This window comes from Pectobacterium brasiliense (assembly GCF_016950255.1).
Lineage (GTDB): Bacteria > Pseudomonadota > Gammaproteobacteria > Enterobacterales > Enterobacteriaceae > Pectobacterium > Pectobacterium brasiliense.
Window position 1 is genome coordinate 510,185 of record NZ_JACGFN010000002.1, and the last position, 24,561, is coordinate 534,745.

The window sequence follows — 24,561 nt, forward strand, 5'->3', positions numbered from 1 at the left end:
ACTGCTTGCCGACGCGCGCTACCTGACTGAAAGGTTAAAGGCGGCAGGTCCTCTGCCTTCTTAACCTGAAAAAAGCCGCTAGGGTGATAGCGGCCTTAATCCGTCAGACATTAAAAACTTACTTATTAATCTCTTTAAAGATGGCGTCGAACACACCGCCGTCGTTAAAGAATTTGTCCTGTGCTGCTTTCCAGCCGCCGAAATCCTTATCAATCGTCACCAGATTCACCGGTGCAAACTGATCTTTAAACTCTTCAGCGATCTTGGCATTGCGTGGGCGGTAGAAATTTTTACCGATGATGCGCTGCGCTTCATCGCTGTAGAGGTATTGCAAATAGGCTTCAGCCTGTTTCTGCGTTCCCTTACGTTCAACGACTTTGTCGACAACGGCAACCGGTGGTTCAGCCAGAATCGACAGAGAAGGCGTCACGATCTCAAGCTGATCGCCGCCCTGTTCTTGCAGAGACAAGTAGGCTTCGTTTTCCCATGCCAGCAGTACATCGCCTAGCTGACGTTGCACAAAACTGATCGTTGCCCCACGAGCACCGGTATCCAGTACGGGTGCATGGCGATACAGTTCAGTGACAAATTTCAGTGCAGTTTCATCATTGCCACCCGGTTGCGCTTTGGCATAGGCCCACGCGGCCAGGAAGTTCCAACGCGCACCACCAGAGGTTTTCGGGTTTGGCGTGATCACTTCAACGCCCGGCTTCACCAGATCGTTCCAGTCTTTGATTTGCTTCGGATTACCTTTGCGCACCAGAAAAACGATGGTGGAGGTGTAAGGGGTGCTGTTATCAGGCAGACGCGCCTGCCATTTAGGATCGATCAACTGTTGATTCAGGTTTAAGGCGTCAATGTCGCCCGCCAGCGCCAGCGTCACCACATCAGCCTGCAAGCCGTCAATCACCGAACGCGCCTGCTTTCCAGAACCACCGTGTGAATTTTTGATGGTGATATCTTCACCTGTGGTCGCTTTCCAATGCTTAATAAACGCCGCATTGTATTGCTGATACAGTTCGCGCGTCGGATCGTAAGACACGTTTAATAATTCGGTAGCCGCCGAGGCCACACCGGAAAACAACAGTGCTGCCGTAGCAACAGATAACCCCAGACGACGTATTGACATTCTTATCACTCCCTAATGCTCGAAAGTATCAGATAAAATCATGACGGATGTGACTGATTAATAAATTAAATAATTCGATTCGCAGGAAAAAACGTTATCGTTTTGAACCGCGTACATGCCGCTTGAAATAGGACGGGTATATCAGGCTGACAACATGGAAGTGACAATAGTGGATATAAGGAAGGGGCAAAAATATTGTTTCGCGATAATTTATGCTATCGCGTTATATTGTTAATGATTATGTAATAGTTTTCAGTCTAAGCAATTTTGTTGCAGCGGAAATATTTTACGACGGGATATGAGATAACCCTGATGCCGTGCGACATCAGGTGAATACGGTGCAAGGTAAGCTTAAATCACAGTGGACGCCAAACGACGTGTCTTTCTGCCCTACTCTTCTTCATCCAGTTGCAAAGCCACGTACAGCAGCAGACGGTCATCGAAATTCCCCAGATCTAACCCCGTTAGTTCTGAGATGCGGTTAAGGCGATATTCCAGCGTATTACGGTGGATAAACAGCGCTTTCGCCGTCGCACCGGGTTGAACGTTGTTACGGAACCAGGCACCCAGCGTCCGACGCAGCAGACCATTGCCGTCCATTGCTTTAAGCTTCGAAAGCGGGCGCACCAGCTCATTTGCCTGCCAGCCGCCGCGCAGGCTGTCCAGCAGCACGGGTAACATCAAATCCTGATAGTAATAACAGCGCTGGGCGGGCATACGCTGTTTACCTACGCTCATGGTCGTTCGTGCCGTGCGGTAGGAGCGCGCGATACTGCCGGGGCCAGAAAAATAGTTCCCCAGCGCCAGCCGTACTCGCAGCCGACTGCTTTCCGCCATACGCGACATCAGCGTATCCACGCGACGTCGGTGTTCCTCTGCATCCCAACGCCCGTGGCTGTTCAGCGCCGGTTTTAGTACCACCATTTCCGTCAGAGAAACGATAGCGATCAGGTTGTCGCGTTCCGGCGTGGTCAGCAACGTCTGCAACTGCTGTAGCTCTGCCATAGCGGAGTCGACGCCGAGCTGCCCGCTGTCCACTTCGATCACCGCAGCGACACGGGGCTTATTCAGATCGATGCCTAAACGCTGCGCCCACTCCATGAGAGCGGGAGACAGATCGTCGGTACGAATCAGGTTCAGTACCAGCTCTTCACGCAGGCGGCTATCCTGCGCCAGCATATGCAGCAGCCTCGCCTGCTCCAGCATCATTTCCGCCGTCATGCAGACAAGTTCGCCGTATTGCCGCAGCTGGCTGGGATTCCCGGTCAGGCCGATGACGCCAACGATTTCACCGTCGATGCGCAAAGGTAAATTGATACCCGGACGCACGCCGTGCAGGTGACGCGCCACGGCATCATCAATATCGACGACTCGCCCCTGCGAAAGCGCCAGCAGCGCGCCTTCGTGCAGTTCCCCCAATCGTTCCTGATCGCCACTGCCGATAATCTTACCGCGAGCATCCATCACGTTGATATTGCTATCAATGATCTGCATAGTCCGCGCGACAATATCCTGTGCCATCTTGGCATTGAGATGATACGACGCCATTTTTACCTCTGAGAGGAACATTGACAATTGCACCAGCATACCGCCACACGGTGCGCCACACATTGTGCAAATTAACAAAGAAACGGGAATTAGATTAAATCTGTGGAAGAACTCACAAAAGCACGTTGATAGAGAAGGAAGAAGTGGCCGAGTACCTGAGTACCCGGCCAGATAAGTAACGTAACAAATTGTCTTAAAAGGTAATTATTAACGTAGACGTTGAACCGTTCGATTACTGAGCCAGCAGATAAATCGTGCTCTCGCCACGACGAACGTTCAAGGCCAATACGGCCGGTTTGCTGTCCAGAATTTTACGCAGCTCACCAATATTCTGTACCGACTGTTGGTTAACCCCCAGAATAATGTCGTCCTTCTTCAAACCAATTTTAGCCGCCGCGGAACCGGGTTTAACGTTATCCACCTTGACGCCTTTTTTGTCGTCCACCTGAGTATTACTCAGCTCGGCACCTTCAATACCAGAGTAGAGATTACCGGAAGCCACCTGAGCCTGATTGCTCTGTTGCAGCGTCACCTCAACCGTCAGCGGTTTACCCTCACGCAGCAGGCCCAGCGCTACTTTGCTGCCCACCGGCAACGATCCAACCTGCGCGCGCAGCGCAGAGAAGCTGCTGACCGCCTTACCATTCAGCGTGACGATCACATCGCCTGCCTTGATGCCCGCTTCATCTGCCGCTGATTTAGGTCGCACTTGACTCACAAACGCACCGCGCTGTGCATCAACTTTCATCGCCTGCGCCAGTTCGGAGTTCAGCTCCGTCCCGGTGATGCCCAGCTCGCCGCGCTTCACTTCGCCAAACTCGACAATCTGTGCCACCACGCTTTTCACCATATTGCTGGGGATAGCGAAACCAATCCCGATATTGCCGCCATCTGGAGCAAGAATCGCGGTATTCAGCCCAACCAGCTCCCCGTTCAGATTAACCAGCGCACCACCGGAATTCCCCCGGTTGATCGCCGCATCGGTCTGAATAAAGTTCTCGTAGTTTTCAATATTCAACCCGCTACGCCCCAGCGCGGACACAATACCCGATGTCGCCGTTTCGCCCAGACCATACGGGTTACCAATCGCTACCGTGTAATCACCGACCCGCAGTTGGTCAGAATCTGCGACCTTAATCGCCGTCAGATTTTTAAAATCTTTCAACTGCACCAGCGCGATATCCGAACGTGGATCTTTGCCTAACACTTTGCCGTCATACTTGCGACCATCGCTGAGTCGAACCTGAATTTTATCGGCGTTATCCACCACATGGCTGTTGGTCACCACATAGCCTTTTTCTGCATTAATCACGACGCCCGCACCCAGCGCCTGGAAATTCTCCTGCTGCGGCGGCTGACCATCGTCGTCACCGTCTCCCTGACACATCGGCGATGACTGGAACGGCGATCCTTCCTGACAGAAAGGCGAGTTTTCACCAAAAAACGGCTGAAGCTGCGGTGGGATACCGTCTTTTCCCGCATTGCCCGCATGGGTCGTATGCCCTTCCACATAGATGCTCACCACGGAAGGCATGACGTTTTCCAGCATAGGGGCCAGGCTGGGTAATTGACCCGATGACGCGGCAGACGCCGCTGACTCAGCGGCATTCGCCGTGGTGGAGCCCATCGCCATCGCCAGACTTAACGCTAGCGCACTCAGAACCAGTGATTTTCTTTTCATAGGAGGTTATCTCATAGTAATCAACACGCGAGTCTTACGGCCCGTGTACCCGACACCGGGTACACTCAGTGGTCGTGCTGTATGAGATAAATATGGACCAACAAGGTTCCCGAGGGGAAGATCGTGAAGCGTAAGGAAATATTGAACGGCTTTACAAAAGTCGCGATTTCCGTTGCGGCCTGTTCATCGCTAATCTGCCGCCATCAACTTGCGGTATTCGTCGTAGGCATACAAATCCGTCATACCGCTGATGTAATCCTGCATCAGGCGCGCCCGATAATAATATTCACGGATGACGCGCTCGGTTTCGGGTAATCCTTCCAACCCAGCAACCGCTTCACAATAGGCCAGACAGTGCTTGCTGGAGAGCTTGTGATAAAGCCGCGTTTCAATCGGATAGCGCTTGTGCGTATCGTCGCTCACAAGCTGGCTGAAATCCTGATAGGGCATCTCGAGCAGCGGGCTATAAATATCCAGCAGGCCGCGAATCACGCGATCCCCCTGTAGCTCCAACTGTTCAACTTCATGATGGTTAAAAACGTGCTTTAAGGCGACGCGTTTGAAAATACCTAACAGGCGGTTCTGCGGGCTGTCGTCCTCAAGCAACGCCTGATTGAACGAACCGGCATAAACTTCCGGCAGGTTGTCGATAAAACGCTGCGCGGCATGCGGCACCATCTGCCCCACGGTATGAACACGGAGATTCATGAAGAACTGATCGTCGTGGCTACGCCATTGAAAGCGTTCGCGTTCTTTGTAAGCACGTTCGATCGTTTTAGCGAAAATATCTTTCTCGGTTCCTGCGCCCCAATTTTCGCGCAGACGATCGTAAAGTTCGTCGATCGTGAGGATATCTTTCTCGACGGCATCCTCAAGATCCGCAATGCAGTAGGATACATCGTCGGCCGCTTCCATGATGTAGCTCAGCGGGTGACGATGAAATTCGCCCATATCCAGCTCTTTACGCAGTGTGGCGACAAACGCTTCTTCTGCCAGATAGTAGCCCGGCTTCTTCATCAAATACTGGTAATTCGCCGGAAGCTCGCCGTGCCAATACGCGGGACGGGTGTATTTCAGAATGCAGGCCACCTGCCCGTAGGTCAGGTTGAGCTTCAGCAACGTATGCACCAGACGGATCGCCTGTGCATTGCCTTCAAAATGACTCAGATCCTGCCGGATTTGCCCACGCAGATCGTCCAGTCCATCCTGCTGCATCCGCAGCGTAGGCACTCTACAGTCATCGACGCGTTCCGAGGATTCATTGTCCAGATAGTGGCTATCCAGTAATTTTCTGAACCACTGATTAATCGCCGATTCGCCAAAATGCCCAAACGGCGGATTGCCAATGTCATGCATCAGACACGCCATTTCGACCAGGCTTTCAAACGGCGTTTCTCTGTCGTTCAGACCCAGCGACGCAAGCCGCCCGTCGACTTTCAGGCGGTGCAAAATCTCTTTGGCGATATAGCGACCAACCTGCTGAACTTCCATTGAGTGGGTAAGACGGGAGCGGACGGCCGCATTACGTTCTAGCGGAAAAACCTGGGTTTTTTGCTGTAAGCGGCGGATGGCAGCGGAGTTAATAATACGACCCCGATCGCTCTCAAACTGGCGCACAATCGTATATTCATCCTCAGCCGTTTTAGCTCGACTGAAATGCCGCTGAAAACTCATTTTTTTGGCGAAATCGATACCAGACATACGGTTCTCCCTATCATCCCGCTACAGCACAATGATGGACACTCCATCTCATCCCGCTAGCCATGATAGACTAACCCCAGCTACACGCCTTCCATTTATAACAGAATTTGCGGGGAACCTTATGAAAGTCGGTATTATCGGCGCGATGGAACAAGAAGTAACGCTGCTGCGCGATCGGATTGAAAACCGTCAGACCTTCCAGCGTGCAGGTTGCGAAATCTACACCGGACAAATCAACGGCGTAGACGTCGCCCTACTGAAATCCGGTATCGGCAAAGTCTCCGCCGCGCTGGGCACCACGCTGCTGCTGGAACACAGCAAGCCAGACGTCGTAATTAACACCGGTTCCGCTGGCGGACTCGCGCCTACATTGAACGTCGGGGATATCGTCGTTTCCGATGAAGTGCGCTACCACGATGCCGACGTCACGGCTTTTGGCTATGAACCCGGCCAGATGGCGGGCTGCCCTGCCGCTTTCCTTGCCGATGAAAAGCTCATCGCGCTGGCGCAGGCAGTGATTGCCGAGTTACAGCTGAACGCCGTGCGCGGCCTGGTTGTCAGCGGTGATGCCTTCATTAATGGCGCGGAGCCGTTAGCCCGTATCCGCACCACCTTCCCGAAAGCGATTGCCGTAGAAATGGAAGCGACGGCCATCGCCCATGTATGCCACCAGTTCGCCGTCCCGTTTGTGGTTGTACGCGCGATTTCTGATGTGGCCGATAAAGCCTCACACCTGAGTTTCGATGAGTTCCTGAGCGTTGCAGCACAGCAATCAACGCGGATGGTAGAAGCGATTCTGGCCAAACTGGCCGCACGCTAATCGTGACAGTCAGGTTCCTCTGCTGGCTGACCGGGCTGCTGCTCTGCTCTGCCGCTTATGCTATTCCGCAGCGTGTCATCAGTCTCGCACCACACGCGACGGAAATGGCCTATGCGGCAGGCATGGGCGAACAGCTGATTGCAGTCAGCGCCTGGTCAGATTACCCGCCAGAAGCGAAAAAGCTGGAACAGGTGGCTTCCTGGCAGGGAATCAACCTCGAGCGGATCCTCGCCCTCAAACCCGATCTGATTCTGGCGTGGCGCGAGGGTAACCCGCAGCGTCCGCTGGAACAGCTCGCCAATTTCTCGATTCCTATCGTTTATCTGGATGCGAAGACGTTAGACGATATCCCGGCGTCACTACGACAGCTGGCGACCTACAGCCGCCATCCTGAGCAAGCCGAACGGGCCGCGACAGCTTTTCAGCAGGAAATAGGTGAACTCCAGCACGCTGGCAAGAAACCTAACGCCGCGCCATTGCGGGTATTCATTCAATTTGGCACTCAACCGCTGTTTACTTCTTCGAAAGCGACGCTGCAAAGCCAGATCGTTTCGCTGTGCGGTGCCGAAAATGTCTTTAGCGACAGCCCGGTGCCTTGGCCGCAGGTCAGTCGTGAACAGGTGTTAAGACGCCAGCCGCAGGCCATTATTGTCGGCGGTGCGCCAGATAGAATTTCCAGTGTGCAAGCGTTTTGGCGGCCGCAATTAGCGGTTCCGGTAATTACCGTCAATGAAGACTGGTTTAGCCGCAGCGGCCCACGTTTACTCTTGGCAGCCCAGCAAATTTGTTCTCAATTAACCGAGTTAAGACCCACGCTTTCGTCAGCGAAGTGATTGTTAATTAACAGAGTGAACCCATTTCGACAACAATAGCTTCATTAGTATACAAGTTGTAACACTAACAGCCTTTTATTTCGCCAATAGTTGCCGATAATCTGAACGTAAGGGTGGAATCATAGACATCAATAAAGGTGTTGATTACCACTCGGCGATAAAGCCAAAGCAAGACGAAGTAAGAAAACTTTTGAACCGATATCGGTTCCTTTAACACCAGGTAGCTTTAACTATGAAAAATGCGTTGCTTTACTCGGGCTTACTTATGGCGGCCTGTAGCACGGCGTATGCAGGGAGTCAGGGCGGGCAAATTAACGCTCAACTGACGATACTACCGGCGTGCGGCGTAACGCCTCAATCCGGTCAATATAAAATGAATTGTAACGTAGCCTCTGTACCACAACCTAAAATTACTGAGTCACGTATTCAGGTCGATCAGGCAAAATTTTCGACTTCTGCGGCAAAAACAGCACAGGGTACGGAAACGCGTCTGATTACGGTCGAATGGTAATCACAGTAAAAACACGAGGCGTGTTCTTTAATTAACGCGTCTTGTGACAGGTTGGTTGCTTGTTTACTATAAAAAAACCGTGTCTCGGCAACAAGACACGGTTTTTATTTTTCAGTCGGTCAATCACCGTAATGCAGGATCAGACGCTGAAAGAGGAACCACAGCCGCAGGTGGATTTCGCATTCGGATTCGTCACGATAAAGCGAGAACCTTCCAGGCCTTCGGTATAATCCACCGCACCGCCAACCAGATATTGCAGGCTCATCGGATCAACCACCAGCGCCACACCTTGTTTCTCAATGGTCATATCGCCGTCGTTGATTTGATCATCAAAGGTAAAACCATACTGGAAACCGCTACAGCCGCCGCCCGTGATATACACACGCAGTTTCAGCTCTGGGTTTTCTTCATCAGCAATCAGGTTTTTCACCTTGCTTGCCGCCGCATCGGTAAATTGCAGAGGCAGTGCTGCTATATCATCGCTCATATTTTTACTCCCAACTCAGGGCTTATCAGGTGATAGACCCATATTCATACGCTTATTATCCGGCAGTATGCGAAAACGTTCAAGATTTGACAGCTGCTGTTGAAATAATCGCCGCATTATGCCGCTTCATCTACCCCACAGCCAGTACTCTCTGTGGGTATGGTGCGGTGTGTTTTCAAGTGAAAACCTGCACAGCGATTTCATAACGGCGGTCAGTTCATTAGAATACCCCTACATTTTACGATCAAGACCAGTCAGGACCGCGTAATGAACAAATCTGAAAGCCTGTATGCTGCGGCACAGCAACTTATTCCCGGCGGTGTGAACTCACCCGTTCGTGCTTTTAACGGCGTCGGCGGTACCCCGCTGTTCATCGAACGGGCTGATGGCGCTTATCTCTATGACGCTGACGAGCAAGCGTACATTGATTACGTGGGATCGTGGGGCCCAATGGTGTTGGGTCACAATCATCCGGCAATCCGTGATGCAGTGATCGCGGCGGCAGAACGCGGCCTGAGCTTTGGCGCGCCGACAGAAATGGAAGTGCAGATGGCGCGTCTGGTCACCTCACTGGTGCCGAGCATGGATATGGTGCGGATGGTCAACTCCGGTACAGAAGCCACCATGAGCGCGATCCGTCTGGCGCGTGGTTATACCGGCCGCGACAAAATCATCAAATTTGAAGGCTGCTACCACGGCCACGCTGACTGCCTGCTGGTGAAAGCCGGCTCTGGCGCGCTGACGCTGGGCCAACCTAACTCCCCCGGCGTTCCGGCTGATTTCGCCCGCCACACGCTGACCTGCGTCTATAACGATTTGTCATCCGTTCGTGCCGCGTTTGAACAATATCCTGACGAGATCGCCGCGATCATTGTCGAACCTGTTGCGGGCAACATGAACTGCATCCCACCGCTGCCAGATTTCCTTCCCGGCCTGCGCGCTCTGTGCGACGAGTTTGGTGCTCTGTTCATTATCGATGAAGTGATGACCGGTTTCCGTGTGGCGCTGGCGGGTGCACAGTCGCACTACGGCGTAGTACCAGATCTGACCTGTCTGGGGAAAATCATCGGCGGCGGCATGCCAGTCGGCGCATTCGGCGGCAAGCGTGAAGTCATGCAGGCGTTGGCACCGACCGGCCCGGTTTATCAGGCAGGAACGCTGTCCGGTAACCCAATTGCCATGGCCGCAGGCTTTGCCTGTTTGACGGAAGTCGCGAAACCCGGCGTACATGAAAAGCTCACCGCGTTGACCAATCAGCTGGCTGATGGCCTGCTGGCTGCGGCGAAAGCCGAAAACATTCCGCTGGTGGTGAATCAGGCAGGTGGCATGTTCGGCCTGTTCTTCACGGATGCCGAGAGCGTCACCTGCTATCAGGATGTGATGAAGTGCGACGTCGAGCGCTTTAAGCTGTTCTTCCACATGATGCTGGAAGAAGGGATTTACCTCGCGCCGTCCGCGTTTGAAGCGGGCTTTATGTCGTTGGCGCATACGCCACAGGATATTGATCGCACCATCGAAGCCGCGCAGCTCTGCTTCTCACGCCTGTAAAACGGACTCGTACACAATGGCGTCACTCAGTGACGCCATTACTGCTCAACACCCGCCTCTGCTCCGCCCCCACTTTTTTCGTCAGGATTCTCGTTTGAGAATGACAAGCCCTCTCAAATTGGTTATGAGTAAGTCTATGTTCCTGAAAATAGCGGAGAGATCATGTTAAAGGTTCTAGGACGCACGTCGTCGATCAATGTTCGGAAAGTGCTGTGGCTGTGTGATGAGTTGGCGATTCCCTTTGACCGCGAAGACTGGGGTGAAGGTTATCAGTCACCGCAGTCACCGGAATTTTTGGCGCTCAATCCTAATGCCATGATACCGGTGATTCAGGACGACGATTTCGTCATGTGGGAATCGAACGCGATTATACGTTACCTCGCCAACGCGAAGGACGGTGCCTGGCTCTACCCACAGGATCCGCGTAATCGTGCTTCGGTCGATCAATGGATCGACTGGCAGGCCAACGAGCTTAATCCCTCATGGCGTTACGCTTTTATGTCGCTGGTGCGCCAGTCTCCCGCACATCAGGATCCGGCGCTCTTGGCCGCATCCTGCAATCTTTGGTCCCGCACCATGGGCATTTTGAATCAGCAATTAGAGCGAACCGGCCACTACGTCGCAGGAAAAACGTTCACGCTGGCTGATATTCCCATCGGGCTATCGGTAAACCGCTGGTATGAAACGCCGCTAGAACACACCGACTATCCCGCCGTCCGCGCCTACTATGAGCGCTTAAGCGAACGCGCGGGCTACCTGACCTGGGGACGCAACGGCACGCCATAAGGCTACTCTAAAACGACGCTACACTACCCGGCTCGATACCGCTCATCTCACAGGCCAGCGCCCCCGCGCGCTTAAGTGCATAGGTGTAGCGTTCATCAAACGGGTAGCAGCACGATAGCCGAAGCGCATGTTTACAGCGACCGCTCAGCGTGTAAAGTTCGCCGGGCGTGACGCAAATCCGCTCTTGCAGCAGGCGATGAAATAACTCAACCCCATCCACGCCGCCCGGTAATTCCAGCCAGAAAACAAAACCGCCCTGCGGCTGCGTCGCCCGCGTCCCCTGTGGGAAATGTCGGGCAATCAACCCACGCGCCTCATCCATCTGCGCGGCATAGCGGCGACGCAGTGTGCGCAGATGGTGATCGTAACCGCCGGACTCCAGAAACTGCGCCAGCGTTTCCGACAGCAGCGCCGATTCCGCCATTGACGAGACCGCTTTCAGCCGCGCCACTTTGGCACGGAAACGGCCCGATGCCATCCAGCCGATACGAAAATCCGGTGCCAGCGTTTTCGTGAAGCTGGAGCAGTAAATCACCCAGCCGTCGCGGTCGAAGGCTTTCACCGTCGGCGACAGCGGCCAGGTAAACTGAAGTTCGCTGTATAACCCATCCTCGATCAGCGGAACCTGATAGTCGTTCACCAACTTTGCCAGCCGCTTTTTATCCGCCAGCGTCATGCTGCATCCCAACGGATTCTGGGCATTCGGCATGGCGATAATCGCCTGTAATCGCTGTTCTGACAGCAGCAGTTCCAGTGCATCCAGCGCAAGACCACGTTGCGGATCGGTGGGAATTTCCACCGTTTTCAATCCCAGACTGGCAAGCAGAGGAAAAAGATAAAAATAGGTTGGCGTTTCCAGCCCCACACAGTCGCCCTGCTGTGTGACCGTGCGTAGCGCCAGCTGTAGCGCTTCCATACAGCCGTGGGTGATAGTGATGTCCTCGCGGGTCAATGTCATACCCAAATCCATCGCTCGCCGCGCCACTTCGCGCCGCAGCCGTTCACTGCCCGGCGGTAGCGCATAGCGACCAATCAGGTCGGGCTGTCGCCGTAGCAAGGAAGCGGCAATACGGCTGATCTTTTCGGTCGGATAGAAATCGGCATGCTGCGGGCACGCCAGAGAAATGTTGATGTAATCCGGGTGCGTCTGAGCAGCAAAAACGGTATCAATCAGATCCAGTTGCTCGCTGCCCGGCACAATCACCTGCGCACGGTGGGGCTTGCTCTCCGTCAGCGACGGCAGACGTCCTCGCACAAAATAGCCGGACTGCGGTCGTGCTTCGATCAACCCGCGATCTTCGAGAATACGCCAGGCATTCAACACCGTATTCACACTCACCTGATGCGAACCGGCAACGCGGCGAATAGAAGGCAAACGGCTTCCCGGCGCTAACGTTCCTTGATGAATCGCCGTGGCGAAGGTTTCCGCGAGCTGTTGATAGAGCGTACTTTCTTGTGAGTCGATAATGGACACAGTTCCCCCGTCAGCCGATGAGTACAGTTAACAGTTAATGCATTTTGTACCCATAACAATAATCATTTTGTGTATCTGTAACCATTTCTTTTTTCTGCCTACCATAGTGTTCTTCCCCATCATCAGGATAACACCATGCTCGACCCTTCTTTTTTCAGCTACGTCACCGTCATGTCCATCACGCCGGGGCCTAATAATCTGCTGCTGGCGACATCAGGCGTCAATTTTGGTCTGCGTCGTACGTTGCCGATGCTGATGGGTATTTTAATTGGCTGCGCGCTACAAACGGCGCTGATGGGGGTGGCATTGGAGCTTTTGCTGAACTGGCTGAGCGCGATCCGCCTCCCCCTTACCGTGCTGGGATGCGTCTATCTACTGTGGCTATCGTGGAAAATCGTGCGCTCATCGGCACCAGAATTACAAGGGCGAGTACAGCCGATGACCGTACTGCAAGGGACGCTATTTCAGGCGGTGAACCCGAAAGCCTGGCTGATGTCCAGCAACATCGCGCTGCTGTATACCGCCAGCAACGGTATTTTCACCACGATGCTCGCCTTTATGGCGCTCAATCTACCCTGTATTTTAGTCTGGGCACTACTCGGCGATCGCATCGGTAAACATCTTCAGGAACCGTGGAAACTGAAAGCCTTCAACGGCATCATGGCGCTTTCTCTGGTGCTCACCACGTTCTGGATGCTGGTCGAAGCTATTAACGTTTCGGGCTAATCACACGGCCTCGGCGGGCTTCCCTCCCCGCCGAGGCCCGCATTATTTCACCTGTTTACGCAATAGATAAACAAAGTAAGGCGCACCGATAAACGTCGCGAGCAGCCCCGCCGGGATCTGCGCCGGAAAGAGGATCATCCGGCCAAACCAGTCTGCCATTACCATCAGCGCACCGCCAATCAATGCAGAGCAGGCAATTTGCGGTAACACGCGGCTAAAGCCCAGCATCCGCGCCATATGGGGCGCCATTAAACCCACAAAGCTCATCGGCCCGACCATCAGCGTTGCCATCGCGGTCAGTACCGATGCCAACAGCAAAACCAGCAGACGAACCGGCGTAACGGCCACGCCAAGTGCTCTGGTTGTGGTAGTGCCAAGCGGCAGAATACGCAGCCAGCGCTGACACAACGGGACGATCAACAGCAGCAGAACGGCAATCACCGCCGTGCGTATCGCGTCAGTCGGTTCAACCGCATAGGTTGAGCCCGACAGCCAGGTCAACACGGTTCCCATACGCGGATCGCCACTGGCCAGCAGCAGCGCAATGACGGTGGTGAACGCCATGCTCAGTGCGATCCCCGCCAGCAGCATACGCTGCGTGGAGAAACCACCGCGTCCAGCGATCATCACCATAACCAACAGCGTCAGCGCCGCACCCGCACTACCGGCCGGAAGTAGCCACACGAACGCATTGCCGGGAATGAAGAACAGCAAAATAATGACGCCAAACGATGCGCCAGAGCTAATCCCCAGCACTTCCGGGCTCCCCATCGGGTTGCCCGTCAGCTTCTGTATTAGCGTTCCCGCCACCGCCAGCATCACTCCAGCGGTTAACGCCGCCAGCACCCGAGGCCAGCGCCATGAGAGCAACTGCGTTAACACATCACCGCCGCCCCACTGCCAGCCGTCGGCATCTTTCCCTAACATCAGCGCCGTAATCACCACCATTCCCAGCAGCATGACGCCAAGTACCAGCCACTTTCCCCACAGGCGACGTTCAGCCGTCGGCGTACTGCTGCTGTCGACCATCGCAGGTTGACCGCTATTACGCAGGCGCGGCAACAGCCACAGTAGCAGCGGCGCACCAATCAGCGCGGTCGCGGCACCCGTTGGAACGTCAAGCCACACGCGGCTCAGCCAGATAACGCCCTGATCGGTAACGCCAAGCAGCAGCGCCCCCAGCAGCGGCGCTAATAAGAGACGGTGAAGTAACCGTCGAGCGCCCAGCATTTTCGCCAGTAGCGGCGCAAACAGGCCGATAAAACCGATAATGCCTGCCGCACTCACTAATTGGGCACACAGGAAAATCCCCAGCCCAAGCGCGCTCAGACGTGCCAGCGACAGCCCAAGCCCCAAGTTACGCGCGACGCCGTCATCCAGTCCCAGTAGCGTTAGCGGACGAATTAACAACAGCGATAGACAGAAACACGCCGCGAGACGCGGGAGAACAAACTGCACATTGCTCCAGTCCTGCTGGTTCAGCACGCCGCTGCTCCACAGGAACAGACCCTGCAACTGCTCATGATGAAAGAGCACCAGCAGTTGATTGACTGCGCTACAGTAGAAACTCAGCACCAGCCCCGCCAGTATCAGCGTCACGGGCGATAAACGCTTGCCCCAGGCGACGCCAAAGACCAACGCACCAACCACCAGCGCCCCAGCCATGGCCGCGACCTGCTGGAGCCATGCGCCACCCGGCAGCGCCCACAGTGTGACCACTGTGATCCCGAGCTGTGCGCCCGTGGCGATCCCCAGCGTTGATGGCTCAGCCAGCGGATTACGCAAGACCTGCTGGAACAGCACGCCGCACAGCCCCAGCCCCGCGCCAATCAGCAGCGCCAGCACCATGCGCGGTAACAGGCTGTAATGGAATAGAAGCTGCTGCATGTTGTTTAAAGCAGGCTGCGTCAGTGCCTCAAACCACTGCGACACAGGCAATTGCTGCTGCAAATTGTAGCTACCCATCCCCAGAATCACGATCAGCAGAAAACCAATCAAAACAATGGGAAGTACCAATGGATGAACGGCACGCTTATGCGCGACAGACAGAGAATTAGGCATGCTTTCTCGCCTCCAGCGCCTGATTCAATACGCGGCAGAAGCGCATCGCCGAGAGCGTTCCGCCGTATAACCAAACGGCAGGCACACGTTGCAAACGCTGGTTACGCACAAACGGCATGGCCTGCCAGAGCGGGTTGTTATCAAGCTGTGCGCTGATGGCGCTATCGCCATGCTCGAAGCAGAGTACGTTGGCATCGCCAACGTCTGCCAGACTCTCAATGCCCACAATGGTACTGCCCCAAAAGCTGGTTTCACCACGCCAGGCATTTTCTATCCCGACATGATCCATCACTTCCTGAAAAAGGCTGTTCTTGCCAATCACCAGCACATGGCGGCTGTCGACCAGCGTAATGAGCAACAGCGGCCGCTGGTTGTAAGGCTGGAGTGTGATTTTTTCCTGCTGGAGAAACTGCGCCAGCTCCGTCAGATGCTGCTCGCCAGCCGCTTTCATATTGAGCGCATCGGCCAGTTTCATGACCGAGGTCTGTGCCGACGTCAGCGGTTTTCCCTGTTCGTTGCTGAAGCCAAAGCCCAGCAGCGGAGAAATACGAGACATTTTTGCGACTGAAGGGCCGTAACCTTCAGAGTAAAGGATCAGCGAGGGGCGAATCTGCGTCAGCAATTCCAGATTAGGCTCGGTACGCAGCCCCACATCAATTACCGATTCAGGCAGCGCGGGCTCTTTCACCCACAGGTTGTAGTTATGCTTATCTGCAATCGCGAAGGGCGTGATGCCCAACGCCAGAAGCAGTTCAACAGGCAACCACTCCAGCGCCACAATGCGGTTTAAATCGGGAAATGTGGCAGTCGCTCCCCTGCTCGCCGCCGAATAAACCAGCGGTGACAACAGCAGCGCCGTCAGCAAACGACGGCGTAGCGGATCGGGAGAGGATGGAGAAGAAAAAAATTCAGGCATCATGAGCAGGAAAACCGAGTTAACAAACGAAGCTGACCGGCGCGCCACCCGCCGGATGAGGCAGAATGCCCATGGGAATGCCGTAGATATTTTCCAGCACGTCCCCTTGCATCAGCGCGACAGGCTCACCCTGCGCAATCATTTTGCCGCCGCGTAACGCCACCAGATGATCGCAGTAGCGCGCAGCCATGTTGATATCATGCAACACCGCAATGACGGTGATGCCGCGCTCGCGACTCATGCGCTGAATCAGCGCCAGAACCTCAACCTGATGCGCAATGTCCAACGCGGAGGTCGGTTCATCCAACAGCAGGCAGCGGCTATCCTGCGCCACCGTCATCGCCAGCCAGGCTCGCTGCCGTTCACCGCCGGACAGGCTATCTACCAGACGATTAGCGAATGGTTTCAGCCCCACCAGCGTGATGGCTTCTTCGACCTTTTCCCGATCGGCGCTACCGAAACGGCCTAATGCGCCATGCCAAGGGTAACGCCCTACGGCAACCAGCTCACGCACGGTCATCCCTTCGGCAGCGGGAAGCTGCTGCGGTAAATAGGCCACCTGACGGGCGAACAATTTGCTGTCCCAGCTTCCGATAGCCTGTTCGCCCAACAGTGCAGTACCACCGCTAGCAGGCTGATGGCGTCCCAGAATTTTCAACAACGTCGATTTACCCGAGCCGTTGTGTCCAATCAGACCACAGACTTTCCCGACGGGGAACGTGATAGATAGAGGGTGTAGCAGCGTGCGTCCGGCGACGGAAAAGCTGACGTCGTCCAGTCTGAAAGTGGTATCAGGCAGTACAGTTTGATTTTGCATAGCGCTTTTGGTTTGTCATGTCACCGAAGGAAAGAGGTGAGCAGAATTCACTATTCCCGTAATCGTCAGTCTAAAAGAGAACGATAATGATTACGATAAAGGCAGCATGATAGGCGCAACAGAATACCAATCGCAAGACTTTTACCGGGCAGCGCCAGAGTGGCGTGAACAGAAAAGCGGTATCAGGCAGGATGTGGTGCAAGCTTTCGCCGCGTCCATGCGGCTCATCTTAAGCCTGCTATCTCCTCAGCATAATTTTTTACGCCGGATAACGACAAAACACGTGATGCCCCTGTCTTTGTCTATAAGAGACAATAGATTAACCGGGGCAGTGAGAAGAATTTATTGACCAAACATTTGTTTGATCCAATCGGCGACACCTTCTCCGTTTTGCTGGTCCTGCTGCGTTGAAGGCTGTGGCTGGCTCGCCTGACACAACGCCTGCGGATTATCCGTCCAGACCGGCAGTACGCGTCCGGCGCTGCTGCCGTTGCAGATAAAGTTACCGCTGGCATCTACCGTCATGGTCGTAATGCCTTCCGGCGGCGTCAGCATTAACGGCAGCGGCGTTTGGTTTTCCAGATAGCGACGATAAATCGTCAGCGCACCGTTCGCCCCGGTCAACTTGGCCGGACCGTTGTTATCGCGCCCAACCCAGCTAATCGCCACTTCTTTACCGTCGATCCCCGCAAACCAGCTGTCACGTAAATCATTGGTAGTACCGGTTTTCGCCGCCAGATGATAATTCGGGAATTTCACCGCCAGCGAACGCGACGTACCACGTTCGACAACCTGTTGCATGCCGTATAGCGTCAGATAAGCCGCCTGCGCTGGCACCGCGCGTTCCGCCTGCGGGAAGCTCTGATACAACACCGTACCGTCTTCCGCAATCACTGAACGCAGCGAGGAAAGCGGTGCGCGGTTGCCACCGCTGGCGATCGTCTGGTATTCCTGCGCCACTTCCATCGGTGTCAGGCTGATCGCACCCAGCAGCATCGCCGGTACAGGCTGAATCACGTTTTCCGGGATCCCTAAACGCTTCAACGTTTCCGTAATCTGATTCAGCCCCACGGCCATACCCAGATTGACGGTCGGCACGTTCAGCGAGTTAGCCAGCGCATCGACCAGCATGACGCGACCGCGGAACTCACGATCGTAGTTCTTCGGCTGCCACAGTTGCCCGTTAGACTGTTTGATCGACAGCGGTTCATCCGCCAGCCAGGTATTCAGACGATAGGTGTCCGGCTGGCTCAGCGCGGTCAGGTAGGTCGGCGGCTTCGCCAGCGACCCGACGGGACGACGCGCCTGTAACGCACGGTTAAACCCGGCGTACTGCGTTTGAGAACCACCAACCATCGCACGGACTTCGCCGCTGAAGCGATCGACAATCACCATCGCCGCTTCCAGATCGCTGACGTTACGCCCTGCACGCAGTGCCGGAACGCCGACTTCCACCGCTTTTTCCGCCGCATCCTGCGAGACCGGATCGAGCGTGGTAAAGATCTTCACGCCGGAGAGATCGTTAACCTTGTCGCCAAGCCGCTGTTGCAGTTCCTGACGCACCAGTTGCATAAACGCTGGCTGCGGACTGATGACACCGCCTTTCGGCTGTACGCCCAGCGGACGCGCACTCAGCATGTTGTACAGATCGGCATCAATAACCTGCTGATTCTGCAACAGACGCAGCACCAGATTGCGTCGTTCCAATGTAATCTGTGGATTACGCCACGGGTTATACAGCGACGCCCCTTTCACCATCCCCACCAGCAGCGCCTGCTGATCGAGGCTCAGTTCATTCACCGGACGGCCAAAGTAATACAGGCTGGCAAGCGGGAAGCCGCGGATCTGATCGTTACCGCTCTGACCGAGATACACTTCGTTCAGATACAGCTCAAGGATACGATCCTTGCTGTAGCGATAATCCATGATCATCGCCATATAGGCTTCGTTAGCTTTACGCCACAGCGAACGTTCGTTAGTCAGGAACAGGTTCTTAACCAGCTGCTGCGTTAGCGTACTGCCGCCCTGAACCGCGCGCCCCGCCGTGATGTTCGCTAAGAACGCACGACCAATAGAGTACAGACTGATGCCATCGTGTTCATAAAAGTGGCGGTCTTCGGTCGCGACCAGCGTATCAACCAGCAGATCGGGGAAACCGGCACGCGGCACAAACAAACGCTGTTCGCCATTAGGCGATTGCATCATGGTGATCAATTTCGGATCGAGGCGGAAAAAGCCGAAGTTACGCTGGTTGTCCAGATTCTGGATCTGCGACAGGCGATCGTTGGCAAACGTCAGACGTGCCTGAATCTGACCTTCTTTTCCATCGGGGAAATCAAACGGACGGCGCAGCATATCGATGCTGTTGCCACGCACGCTGAATTCACCCGGACGGGTAATGCGGCTCACCTGACGGTATTGCATGCCTTCCAGCAGACTGATCATCTCTTTCTGGCTGTAGGCCATGCCCGGCTCAAGGTTGACCATACGACCATAGACAGCGGCCGGCAACTGCCAGACTTTGCCTTCAATACGGCTACGGATCTGGCTGTCGAGGTACACACCATAGATCGCCATCGCCACGGCAAAGATCAGGAACAGCTTGATCGCCAGCCCCAGCCAGCGCCGTCTTCTCTGCGATTTACGCGTCATGGTGTCATCGCCGTCGTTATCATCATCGTCATAGTCGTCCTGATAATCGTCATAATCTTCATCATCATAGTCGTCATCCCTGCGACGTCGTATGGCCTGTTTGCGTTCAGGTTTACGTTTTGGCGCTCTCCCTTTGCGTCCGATAGGTTCGCGGTCATCCCGAGACATTACAATCACTTCTCCGTCAGGTTGTTCACGGCTATCTGCTCTGCGCTCAAGCCGCCTACTCTGTTTCCAGCCCCTTGTTTGGGAAAGCGGAAACGTCTGAAATTAGTGGTTCTGATATTTCTTGGTACGTCTCGTCGGAGCCGTATTCGCCGGATCGTCCGGCCAGACATGCTTGGGGTAACGTCCCTTCATCTCTTTTTGCACCTCGCGGTACGTGCCTTGCCAGAATGCCGCTAAATCCCGCGTAATTTGTAGTGGACGCTGTGCGGGTGATAAAAGTTCCAATACCAGCGCCACGCGCCCCTCTGCCAGCAGCGGGCTCTGCTGCTCACCGAACATCTCCTGCATCCGCACCGACAGTACCGGAGGCTTATCGTCATAATAGGCGATAGGCAAGCGACTGCCGCCGGGTGCCGTGTAGTGCGTAGGCAGCGCGCTATCCAACCGCTGGCGCAGCGACCAGTCCAGCAGCCGCAACAGCGCATCGCTCAAATTGATCTGGTGCAACGCCCGTAAATCACGCACGCCGACAAGTGACGGCTGTAGCCAGATGTCCAGCGTCGCCAGCAGCGCGTCATCATCCACTCGCGGCCAGTCAAGCTCTGGCAACCACTGGTGAGCGCACTGTAGCCGGGCACGTAACTGCAACGCCGTGGCGTCCCAGTTTAATGCATCAATCCCCTGCTCCCGAATCCAGGATAACAGCGCCTGCTGCAGTGCTTCATCGGAAGGCTTATTCAACGGGCGTGTTCGCAGGGTCAGGCAACCTATCTGGTCACGCTGGCTGGCGCGCAGAGTACCCTTTTCTTCGTCCCAGTGCACCACGTTATGTTCATTTATTAGTCCGGGTAGTCGCCGTTCCAGCCGCTCAATATCCAGCGGCAACGCCAGCAGGATCCGTGCCTCTGCGTTCTGATTGTTTTGTGCTGATCGGCCGTTTTGCAGCAGTGCTGGAGCCAGCAACCATTCGGTGCCTGATAACGCCTCATCAGCCGACATCATCGCGCCGCTGCCGTTAGCAAGCTGGTAGCGACCATCCTGACTGCGCCGCCGGGCGATGCGGTCGGGAAAAGCCTGTGCCAGCAGCCAGTCGGCTTCCCCGCCGTCAATGCGCCCCGAGGCCGTCGATAAGCGGCGCGTCAGCTGTTTTGCCCGCCGTAGCCAGTGTGGCAATGGGCGATGCAGCCAGTCAGCCAGATTAATCGATCCGCTACGCGGCGGTTCTTCGAGGATCGCCGCCAGACATCCGGCGGTCGCCAACGCATCTGAACTTTGCTGTGACGCGGCATACAGCATCGTCGCCAGTCGGGCATCGCAGCCTAACGCGGCGATCTTCCGCCCCTCGGCGGTCAACCGATCCTGTTCATCGGTAATACCAAGCTGACGCAGCAGTTGGCGTGCAGCATAAAGCGCAGGAGAGGGTGGCGTATCCAGCCAGATTAACTGCGCCACATCGGTACAGCCCCACTGTAATAAATCCAGCCAGACGCTGCTTAAATCACTGTTCAGTATCTCGGCTTCGCTTTGCGCCGCCGCGCGTTCTGCCTGTTCACGCGAGCACAGATGCCAGCAAATACCGGGGCTCAAACGTCCAGCACGTCCGGCGCGCTGCACCATCGATGCCTGACTGATTCGCTGCGTCACCAGTCGAGTGACGCCGCTTTTCACATCAAAGCTGGCGACACGCTCAAGACCACTATCCATTACCAGCCGGATCCCTTCAATTGTCAGGCTGGTTTCAGCAATATTGGTGGCTAACACCACCTTACGACGACCCGGCTCCGCGGGCAGAATCGCCTTTTGCTGCTCCGCCAGCGTCAAAGCACCATATAAAGGGCAGAGATCCGTCTCGCTCGATACGCTATTTTCCAGCAGCACCTGCACGCGGCGAATCTCCGCGACACCGGGCAAAAACAGCAGCAGCGAACCGTCTTCTTCACTGAGCAAACGCCGCACCTGCCGCGCAACACCCTCTTCCAAACGCTCCTGATTATTCAGCGGCGCATAACACCGCTCAACCGGATAGCTACGACCTTCGGAAACCACGCAGACGGCTTCCGGCAACAGCGCCGCCAGCCGCGCATTGTCGAGCGTCGCGGACATAATCAGCAGTTTTAAATCGTCACGCAGCCCTTGCTGCACATCAAGCAGCAGCGCCAATGCCAAATCAGCCTGCACGCTGCGCTCGTGAAATTCATCAAGGATGACTAGCGCCACGCCTTGCAGTTCCGCATCCTGTTGCAGCAAACGAGTCAGCATCCCTTCGGTGACGACTTCCAGCTTCGTTGCATCACTCACGCGGCTTTCCGACCGCATGCGATAACCTATCGTCTGCCCCGGTTCCTCACCGAGCTGCTGCGCCAGCCGCCAGGCCACGCTCTTCGCCGCCAGACGACGCGGTTCCAGCATGATGATTCGCCCGTTCACATTGCCCTGTTGCAGCAATTGCAACGGCAGCCAGGTCGATTTCCCCGCCCCTGTTGGCGCATTAAGCAGCACCTGAGGCGCGGTATGTAGCGCCGTTATCACATCATCCAGCACAGCGCTGACGGGCGGTAAAATCACAGACATCTCCGTATAAAGTTAACTTTCAGCGGCGAGCATTGTAGCATCTGGATGAATGTAGCATCTGATGGAATCAGAACAGAGAGATCGCCATGTCAGCCACACGCCGCCTGTTTTTTGCCTTATCACTGCCGGAAACCACACAGCAAGAGATTCTCCGCTGGCGTGCCGAGCACTTCCCTCTGGAAGCCGGTCGTCCGGTTGCGGCGGCCAATCTTCATCTGACGCTCGCGTTTCTAGGCGATGTCAGCGAGCAAAAAGCGCAGGTCTTGCAGACATTGGCGAGCCGCATTCGTCAGCCCGCCTTTTCCCTTACGCTGAATGACGCTGGACACTGGCCACGCCCCGGCGTGGTCTGGCTGGGCTGCCGCCGTGCACCGCGCGGGCTGTTACAGTTGGCGGAACTGCTGCGCTCTCAGGCGGCGCGCAACGGCTGTTATCAAACGGCATTGCCGTTTCACCCGCACATTACGCTATTGCGCGGCGCGACTCGCCCCGTTGCGATTCCCCCCGCTACCTTTAGCTGGCAGGTCGACATGACGCACTTTTCGCTTTACGAGTCACTTTTCGACAATGGCAAAACCCGCTATCAGCAGTTGGAAAGCTGGCCATTTATTAAATAAGTGAGCTGGCGGATAAAACGAACAAAACAGGATACGCATGAACTATACCCCACGTTTACAACCTGCCCGGTTGATTAAACGTTACAAACGCTTTTTGGCCGATGTCGTGACCCCGGAAGGCGAGACGCTTACGCTGCACTGTGCCAATACCGGTGCGATGACGGGCTGTGCAACGCCCGGCGATACTGTCTGGTACTCCACATCGGATAACCCTAAACGCAAGTATGCCCAGAGCTGGGAACTGACTGAAACGCAGCAAAATCACTGGATTTGTGTCAATACTCTGCGTGCCAACACATTATTGTACGAAGCCTTATTGGAGAATCGCATAGAAGAGCTGGCAGGCTACCCGGACGTAAAAACGGAAGTAAAATACGGTACGGAAAATAGCCGAGTCGACCTGCTTTTACAGGCGCCGGACAGGATTGACTGCTATATTGAGGTGAAATCCGTCACATTATTGCAACATGAATGTGGTTACTTTCCCGATGCGGTTACACTCAGAGGACAAAAGCATCTGCGTGAACTGCAACAGATGGTTTCCAATGGAAAACGCGCCGTCCTTTTTTTCGCCGTGCTCCATTCAGGCATACAGCAGGTTTCTCCCGCCAGGCATATTGATTCACGCTATGCGGAATTATTTACAGAAGCACAACGGGCAGGGGTTGAAATTTTATGTTACGGCTCCACATTATGCCCTGACGGTATTACATTGACGCATAAACTACCGTTGTTGGGATGACGTACAAGCACTGCATAACACGCCGAACGTACCACTAAAGGCGTAACATATTGTTTATTATTTAATGTAAGCAGGTTGTTCCTCACACTTTATCAGGCCGGTGTCAGGAAGCATTGCCAACCCCATCTTCATCTGCTATTTATAGCGGCCTGTTTTTTCCCCCCTTTGGGGGCCGATATACCCAGATAGCTGAAGTTATGGCCAACAACGCCGCAATTTCGCTACATAAAAGGGTATTATGCGTGTCGTGTTATGTAGGAGAAGCAACATGCAAGAAGGGCAAAACCGTAAGACATCTTCTCTGAGCATTCTCGCAATTGCCGGAGTAGAGCCGTACCAGGAGAAGCCGGGCGAAGAGTATATGAACGACGCTCAGTTGGCTCATTTCAAGCGTATTCTTGAAGCATGGCGCAACCAACTCATGGATGAAGTGGATCGAACTGTGTCGCACATGCGCGATGAAGCCGCTAATTTCCCGGATCCCGTGGATCGTGCCGCGCAGGAAGAAGAGTTCAGCCTCGAACTGCGTAACCGCGACCGTGAGCGCAAGCTGATCAAGAAAATTGCCAAAACCTTGGTGAAAATCGAAGAAGAGGATTTCGGATTCTGCGAATCCTGTGGCGTCGAGATTGGCATCCGCCGTCTGGAAGCACGTCCGACCGCCGATCTGTGTATCGACTGCAAAACGTTGGCAGAGATACGCGAAAAGCAAATGGCAGGCTAATCTTTCTGTCCAGAATCGGCTCCTGCCCGTTGCGGGGGCCGACTCCAGG

General features: G+C 54.9%; 20 protein-coding genes. 9 read left to right on the forward strand and 11 right to left on the reverse strand.

Features of this window, described 5'->3' with window-relative positions:
• Window positions 1-118: 118 nt before the first annotated feature.
• From H4F65_RS16855 to dgt, 4 genes are all read right to left on the reverse strand, one after another.
• Window positions 119-1,123, reverse strand: coding sequence for a sulfate ABC transporter substrate-binding protein (locus H4F65_RS16855; protein ID WP_369987577.1), 1,005 nt, complete (start codon window positions 1,121-1,123; stop codon window positions 119-121).
• Between the two features lie 396 nt (window positions 1,124-1,519).
• Entirely contained in the window at window positions 1,520-2,677 is a 1,158-nt protein-coding gene (locus H4F65_RS16860) for a CdaR family transcriptional regulator (protein ID WP_010280713.1), read from the reverse strand.
• Between the two features lie 232 nt (window positions 2,678-2,909).
• Complete coding sequence (gene degP / locus H4F65_RS16865; protein WP_010280717.1) at window positions 2,910-4,358, reverse strand: serine endoprotease DegP; 1,449 nt, start codon at window positions 4,356-4,358, stop codon at window positions 2,910-2,912.
• A gap of 189 nt (window positions 4,359-4,547) precedes the next feature.
• Entirely contained in the window at window positions 4,548-6,059 is a 1,512-nt protein-coding gene (dgt, locus tag H4F65_RS16870; protein ID WP_010280719.1) for a dGTPase, read from the reverse strand.
• A 121-nt stretch (window positions 6,060-6,180) separates the two neighbouring features.
• Here dgt and mtnN point away from each other — a divergent pair, with 121 nt between their 5' ends.
• From mtnN to H4F65_RS16885, 3 genes are all read left to right on the forward strand, one after another.
• Entirely contained in the window at window positions 6,181-6,879 is a 699-nt protein-coding gene (mtnN, locus tag H4F65_RS16875; RefSeq protein WP_010280722.1) for a 5'-methylthioadenosine/S-adenosylhomocysteine nucleosidase, read from the forward strand.
• 2 nt (window positions 6,880-6,881) lie between these two features.
• Window positions 6,882-7,712, forward strand: coding sequence for a vitamin B12 ABC transporter substrate-binding protein BtuF (btuF, locus tag H4F65_RS16880; protein ID WP_010280724.1), 831 nt, complete (start codon window positions 6,882-6,884; stop codon window positions 7,710-7,712).
• Between the two features lie 232 nt (window positions 7,713-7,944).
• A complete protein-coding gene (locus tag H4F65_RS16885; protein WP_010280727.1) occupies window positions 7,945-8,223 on the forward strand; it encodes a hypothetical protein in 279 nt (92 codons plus the stop codon).
• 139 nt (window positions 8,224-8,362) lie between these two features.
• Here H4F65_RS16885 and erpA read toward each other — a convergent pair whose 3' ends face one another.
• Window positions 8,363-8,710, reverse strand: coding sequence for an iron-sulfur cluster insertion protein ErpA (gene erpA, locus H4F65_RS16890; RefSeq protein WP_005969047.1), 348 nt, complete (start codon window positions 8,708-8,710; stop codon window positions 8,363-8,365).
• Window positions 8,711-8,977: 267 nt separating this feature from the next.
• On the opposite strand from erpA, the gene hemL reads away from it, so the two are divergent.
• Both hemL and H4F65_RS16900 read left to right on the forward strand, forming a co-directional pair.
• Complete coding sequence (gene hemL, locus H4F65_RS16895; RefSeq protein ID WP_010280733.1) at window positions 8,978-10,258, forward strand: glutamate-1-semialdehyde 2,1-aminomutase; 1,281 nt, start codon at window positions 8,978-8,980, stop codon at window positions 10,256-10,258.
• Between the two features lie 162 nt (window positions 10,259-10,420).
• The gene (locus H4F65_RS16900) at window positions 10,421-11,044 is read left to right on the forward strand and encodes a glutathione S-transferase family protein (RefSeq protein ID WP_010280735.1); all 624 of its coding nucleotides are present in this window, start codon (window positions 10,421-10,423) and stop codon (window positions 11,042-11,044) included.
• Window positions 11,045-11,051: 7 nt separating this feature from the next.
• Here the strand turns inward: H4F65_RS16900 and H4F65_RS16905 are convergent, their stop codons facing one another.
• Window positions 11,052-12,518 (reverse strand): aminotransferase-like domain-containing protein, encoded by a 1,467-nt coding sequence (locus H4F65_RS16905; protein ID WP_010280737.1) that lies wholly within the window; start codon window positions 12,516-12,518, stop codon window positions 11,052-11,054.
• Window positions 12,519-12,653: 135 nt separating this feature from the next.
• Here H4F65_RS16905 and H4F65_RS16910 point away from each other — a divergent pair, with 135 nt between their 5' ends.
• The gene (locus H4F65_RS16910) at window positions 12,654-13,244 is read left to right on the forward strand and encodes a LysE family translocator (RefSeq protein WP_010280738.1); all 591 of its coding nucleotides are present in this window, start codon (window positions 12,654-12,656) and stop codon (window positions 13,242-13,244) included.
• Between the two features lie 42 nt (window positions 13,245-13,286).
• Here the strand turns inward: H4F65_RS16910 and fhuB are convergent, their stop codons facing one another.
• The 5 genes from fhuB to hrpB all read right to left on the reverse strand — a co-directional run bounded on the left by fhuB (window position 13,287) and on the right by hrpB (window position 22,423).
• On the reverse strand, window positions 13,287-15,305 hold the full coding sequence (fhuB, locus tag H4F65_RS16915) for a Fe(3+)-hydroxamate ABC transporter permease FhuB (RefSeq protein ID WP_010280741.1): 2,019 nt from the start codon (window positions 15,303-15,305) through the stop codon (window positions 13,287-13,289).
• Entirely contained in the window at window positions 15,298-16,224 is a 927-nt protein-coding gene (fhuD, locus tag H4F65_RS16920) for a Fe(3+)-hydroxamate ABC transporter substrate-binding protein FhuD (RefSeq protein ID WP_010280744.1), read from the reverse strand. The genes fhuB and fhuD overlap by 8 nt, the downstream gene beginning before the upstream one ends.
• Before the next feature lie 16 nt (window positions 16,225-16,240).
• Window positions 16,241-17,038, reverse strand: coding sequence for a Fe3+-hydroxamate ABC transporter ATP-binding protein FhuC (gene fhuC / locus H4F65_RS16925; protein WP_010280747.1), 798 nt, complete (start codon window positions 17,036-17,038; stop codon window positions 16,241-16,243).
• A 342-nt stretch (window positions 17,039-17,380) separates the two neighbouring features.
• Window positions 17,381-19,858, reverse strand: coding sequence for a bifunctional glycosyl transferase/transpeptidase (gene mrcB, locus H4F65_RS16930; protein ID WP_010280751.1), 2,478 nt, complete (start codon window positions 19,856-19,858; stop codon window positions 17,381-17,383).
• Between the two features lie 102 nt (window positions 19,859-19,960).
• Window positions 19,961-22,423 carry an ATP-dependent helicase HrpB gene (hrpB, locus tag H4F65_RS16935; RefSeq protein ID WP_010280754.1) on the reverse strand — a complete coding sequence of 821 codons (2,463 nt, stop codon included), beginning with the start codon at window positions 22,421-22,423 and terminating at the stop codon, window positions 19,961-19,963.
• Window positions 22,424-22,515: 92 nt separating this feature from the next.
• Here hrpB and thpR point away from each other — a divergent pair, with 92 nt between their 5' ends.
• The 3 genes from thpR to dksA all read left to right on the forward strand — a co-directional run bounded on the left by thpR (window position 22,516) and on the right by dksA (window position 24,512).
• Window positions 22,516-23,046, forward strand: a complete 531-nt coding sequence (gene thpR, locus H4F65_RS16940; RefSeq protein WP_010280756.1) for an RNA 2',3'-cyclic phosphodiesterase — start codon at window positions 22,516-22,518, stop codon at window positions 23,044-23,046.
• 37 nt (window positions 23,047-23,083) lie between these two features.
• Window positions 23,084-23,788 (forward strand): DNA/RNA nuclease SfsA, encoded by a 705-nt coding sequence (sfsA, locus tag H4F65_RS16945; protein WP_010280757.1) that lies wholly within the window; start codon window positions 23,084-23,086, stop codon window positions 23,786-23,788.
• Window positions 23,789-24,056: 268 nt separating this feature from the next.
• Window positions 24,057-24,512 (forward strand): RNA polymerase-binding protein DksA, encoded by a 456-nt coding sequence (dksA, locus tag H4F65_RS16950; protein ID WP_010280759.1) that lies wholly within the window; start codon window positions 24,057-24,059, stop codon window positions 24,510-24,512.
• Window positions 24,513-24,561: the final 49 nt, after the last annotated feature.

Bases quoted from the DNA above. Each gene is read 5' to 3' on its own strand.
- H4F65_RS16900 (WP_010280735.1), top strand. From the start codon at position 10,421: ATGTTAAAGGTTCTAGGACGCACGTCGTCGATCAATGTTCGGAAAGTG.
- mtnN (WP_010280722.1), top strand. From the start codon at position 6,181: ATGAAAGTCGGTATTATCGGCGCGATGGAACAAGAAGTAACGCTGCTG.
- H4F65_RS16860 (WP_010280713.1), bottom strand. From the start codon at position 2,677: ATGGCGTCGTATCATCTCAATGCCAAGATGGCACAGGATATTGTCGCG.
- sfsA (WP_010280757.1), top strand. From the start codon at position 23,084: ATGAACTATACCCCACGTTTACAACCTGCCCGGTTGATTAAACGTTAC.
- H4F65_RS16910 (WP_010280738.1), top strand. From the start codon at position 12,654: ATGCTCGACCCTTCTTTTTTCAGCTACGTCACCGTCATGTCCATCACG.
- hemL (WP_010280733.1), top strand. From the start codon at position 8,978: ATGAACAAATCTGAAAGCCTGTATGCTGCGGCACAGCAACTTATTCCC.
- degP (WP_010280717.1), bottom strand. From the start codon at position 4,358: ATGAAAAGAAAATCACTGGTTCTGAGTGCGCTAGCGTTAAGTCTGGCG.
- mrcB (WP_010280751.1), bottom strand. From the start codon at position 19,858: ATGTCTCGGGATGACCGCGAACCTATCGGACGCAAAGGGAGAGCGCCA.
- fhuC (WP_010280747.1), bottom strand. From the start codon at position 17,038: ATGCAAAATCAAACTGTACTGCCTGATACCACTTTCAGACTGGACGAC.
- fhuD (WP_010280744.1), bottom strand. From the start codon at position 16,224: ATGATGCCTGAATTTTTTTCTTCTCCATCCTCTCCCGATCCGCTACGC.
- fhuB (WP_010280741.1), bottom strand. From the start codon at position 15,305: ATGCCTAATTCTCTGTCTGTCGCGCATAAGCGTGCCGTTCATCCATTG.
- dgt (WP_010280719.1), bottom strand. From the start codon at position 6,059: ATGTCTGGTATCGATTTCGCCAAAAAAATGAGTTTTCAGCGGCATTTC.
- thpR (WP_010280756.1), top strand. From the start codon at position 22,516: ATGTCAGCCACACGCCGCCTGTTTTTTGCCTTATCACTGCCGGAAACC.
- erpA (WP_005969047.1), bottom strand. From the start codon at position 8,710: ATGAGCGATGATATAGCAGCACTGCCTCTGCAATTTACCGATGCGGCG.
- dksA (WP_010280759.1), top strand. From the start codon at position 24,057: ATGCAAGAAGGGCAAAACCGTAAGACATCTTCTCTGAGCATTCTCGCA.
- H4F65_RS16885 (WP_010280727.1), top strand. From the start codon at position 7,945: ATGAAAAATGCGTTGCTTTACTCGGGCTTACTTATGGCGGCCTGTAGC.